This window comes from Lautropia dentalis, from assembly GCF_003892345.1.
Taxonomy (GTDB): Bacteria; Pseudomonadota; Gammaproteobacteria; order Burkholderiales; family Burkholderiaceae_E; genus Lautropia; species Lautropia dentalis.
Genome location: NZ_RRUE01000003.1, coordinates 8,628 through 11,912, shown reverse-complemented (window position 1 = coordinate 11,912; position 3,285 = coordinate 8,628). Strand labels below are relative to the sequence as shown.

The following is a 3,285-nucleotide window of genomic DNA, read 5'->3' as shown; positions in this document are numbered from 1 at the left end:
TGTTCCTTATGTTTCCTTGGTTGAGTGTTTGCCGGGGGAGGGGATGGTTTATGGTATTCAGGCGGCGAATATTGATGTGGGTGGTTATATCCTGGCGTCGATCGAATCCATGGCATCAGAGTATATTGATTCGATAAGATCAGTTCAGCCTCAGGGGCCTTATAGGCTGGCTGGGTGGTCATCGGGTGGAGTAATCGCATATGAGATAGGAGTACAGTTGTCGAGGGCAGGGGAGAAGGTTGATTTTGTTGCGATGATAGATTCGTATGCTCCCGCAGGAATGCATATAGAGAATGCGCATCTGTCTATGAAGGATTCGATGATCTCATTCATAAGATCCCGTTGGTATAACGTCGATGATGACATGATCGAGATGTTGATGGCTAAGGATCGTGCAGATGAAATTGCCGAAGAGTTTTGTGGTTATTCGGGTGATAAGATTGACATGAGTGTGGAGGATCTCATTCGTAGGGCAAATTTGTTGCAAAAAATTGCGGGTGCCACAGCTGAGTACGTGCCGGGTAAGCTGCTTTGTGACTCATATCTCTTTCTTGCGGATCAGCAAGGGCAGTCAGCCAGTGGGGATTCGCAGGAGCTTGTTGCTGCACGTGGCTGGGTAACTGTAGCAGGTATGCCTCCAGAGGGGGTGTATATTGGGGGAGATCATTACTCCATTATGCAGTCTCCAAGGGTAGACAGGATAGCTAGGTTTATAGGAAAGGCTCTATCATGGCCCGCGAATGAGGGCGTGAAAGCGTAAGTTTCACCTTGGTTAATCCCCTCACAAAGTACGGCTCAGAAGTAGAATTTTCTCGCGGAGAAGTTCTATGAAGAAGTCACGATTCACCGACAGCCAGATTCTGGACGCCATCAAACGCGCAGAGGCCGGGCTGGTCGTTCCCGACCTGTGCCGGGAGCTTGGCATCAGCACCGCTACCTTCTACAAGTGGCGGGCCAAGTATGGGGGCATGGATGTGTCCATGATGGCCCGCATGAAGGAGCTGGAGGCCGAGAACGCCCGGCTTCGTAAGATGTACGTCGAGGAAAAGCTCAAGGCCGAGATCGTTGCGGAGGCGCTCGCAAAAAAGTGGTGAGGCCATCTCGACGCAAGGAGATGGCCCAGAAGGCAGTCGAGCAGCGGGGCGTATCGGTTCGGCTGGCCTGCCGCATGTTCAACGTCAGCGAGAGCTGCTACCGCTACCAGGCAAAGCTGCGTGCCGAGGACGATGTGATCGCCGACTGGCTGGTCCCTCTGACCACGGCCCACCGGAACTGGGGCTTTGACCTGTGCTTTCTGTACCTTCGCAACGTCAAGGGCTTCAAATGGAACCACAAACGGGTCTACAGGGTGTACCGGCAAGCTGGAGCTGAACCTGCATCAAGCCACGCAAACGCCTTGTTAGGCAGGCGCCAGAGCCGCTGGAGGAGCCCTCCGGGCCCAACCAGTGTTTGGTCCATGGACTTCATGCACGACCAGCTGGCAGACGGCCGCAGCATCCGTGCGATAACGGACGGGTGGCTGCATGATTCATCGGACAACTGACTTGACTTTCACCGCGGGTCATCAGGGCGCTGCAGCAGATCATCGAGTGGCGGGGAAAAACCGTCTGCAATCAGGTGCGACAATGGCCCGGAGTATGTCGGTTCCACCATCACCGCCTGATCGCTCTACTTCTGATGTCGATCAAAAATGGGGGGATTGCCGGGGCCCGATTGCCAATACCAGGATCTATATTCTGGACGAGCACAGACAGCCGGTACCGCTGGGTGTGGCCGGAGAGATCTGGATTGGTGGTGCCGGTGTGGTTCGTGGTTATTTGAACCGGGAGGAATTGACGGCAGAGCGGTTTACCGACGATCCGTTCAGCGATGAGCCGGGCGCGCGGATGTACCGCACGGGAGACCTGGGCCGGTGGCGGTCCGACGGTCAGATCGCATACTTGGGCCGAAACGACTTCCAGGTCAAGATCCGGGGTTTCCGAATCGAGTTGGGTGAGATTGAGGCGCTCCTGGGAGAATTGCCGCAGATACGCGATGCGGTGGTGATCGCACGTGAGGACCATTCGGGCGACAAGCGACTGGTGGCGTACTGGGTAGCAGGGGAGGAGCAGTCAGATAAGGCGCTGCCGGATGCGGAGCGGCTGCGGGATCACCTGAAGGCGGAGTTGCCGGAATACATGGTGCCCTCAGCATTCGTGAAGCTGGAGACGATACCGCTGACGCCCAACGGCAAGGTGGACAGGAAGGCGCTGCCGGCGCCGGATGCAGATGCGCTGGTCAGGCACGAGTACGAGGCGCCACGGGGACCGGTGGAAGAGGTGCTGGCCGGAATCTGGCAGGAGTTGCTGGGTGTGGAGCGTGTGGGGAGAAACGACAGCTTCTTTGATCTGGGTGGACACTCGCTCATGTTGACTCGACTTGTGACGAGGGTGGAAGACATCTCTGATGTTGAGTTGAACCTGAGTGAACTCTTTTCATACTCATCGCTTGCTGGGATGAGTGAACTGATCGAAAGGGAGATTATTCGGCATCACGTTCGTGATGATTTGAGTGTCGACTGAAGCTGATGGTTTTGTTGTTCGGCCCGGGTATTTTGTCGTTGGAATTAAATGGTGTTTATGAGAATCTATGAGGCTTTGGGTCTGGATTTGTAGTTATGCAGAGGAAATTTTTTGAAATATAAGCTCTGTTGTCTTTGCCTGGCAGTGAGGCGGGGAGCTGAGTGGTGGAGCTGGGGCTCTGCATAGCTTTGTAGAGAAAATTTGAATGGTTTGCTGGTGATGGAAGTGAATAATAAAAGTGATGTCATTAAAGCTGATTTTTTGAGCAGAGTCCTTGGCAAAAGGAAAAGGTCGGCGTCCTCTCGCTATCAAGGAAAGTCGAAGATTGAAAGATTGTCTCGTGACGGTGATCTGCCACTGTCGTGGGCACAGCAGCGGTTGTGGTTCCTGGAGCAGCTGGAGGACCTGGGTGCGGCGTATCACATTCCGGCTGTGTTGCGTCTGCAGGGCGAGCTGGACAAGGGGGCGTTGCAGCGCGCGCTGGACGAGATTCTGGCCAGACACGAGGCGCTGCGCACGGTGTTTGTGCGCAATGCGGATGGAGAGCCGGTGCAGAGGATACTGCCGGTGCAGCCGTTTGCGCTGGCGTATCACGATCTGTCTGGACTTGAGCAGCAGGAGAGGGAACGGGCGAAGCAGGCCCTGACGGAAGAGACGCTGCACAGGCCGTTCGATCTGACGCAGGATGTGTTGATCCGTGCCAGTCTGGTGAAGTTGGATGAGC

The 3,285-nt window shown here is 55.3% G+C and carries 2 protein-coding genes and 2 pseudogenes; all 4 read left to right on the top strand.

Annotation, left to right across the window (positions count from 1 at the left end):
- Window positions 1–760, top strand: a 760-nt coding sequence (locus EHV23_RS15055) for a thioesterase domain-containing protein (RefSeq protein ID WP_203229052.1), incomplete at its 5' end; no start/stop codon positions are given.
- Between the two features lie 67 nt (window positions 761–827).
- Window positions 828–1,654: pseudogene (locus EHV23_RS16300) on the top strand (transposase); the annotation flags it as partial.
- A gap of 55 nt (window positions 1,655–1,709) precedes the next feature.
- Window positions 1,710–2,516: pseudogene (locus tag EHV23_RS15040) on the top strand (non-ribosomal peptide synthetase); the annotation flags it as partial.
- Window positions 2,517–2,780: 264 nt separating this feature from the next.
- A partial coding sequence (locus EHV23_RS15035) for a condensation domain-containing protein (RefSeq protein WP_148098600.1) occupies window positions 2,781–3,285 on the top strand: 505 nt, incomplete at its 3' end.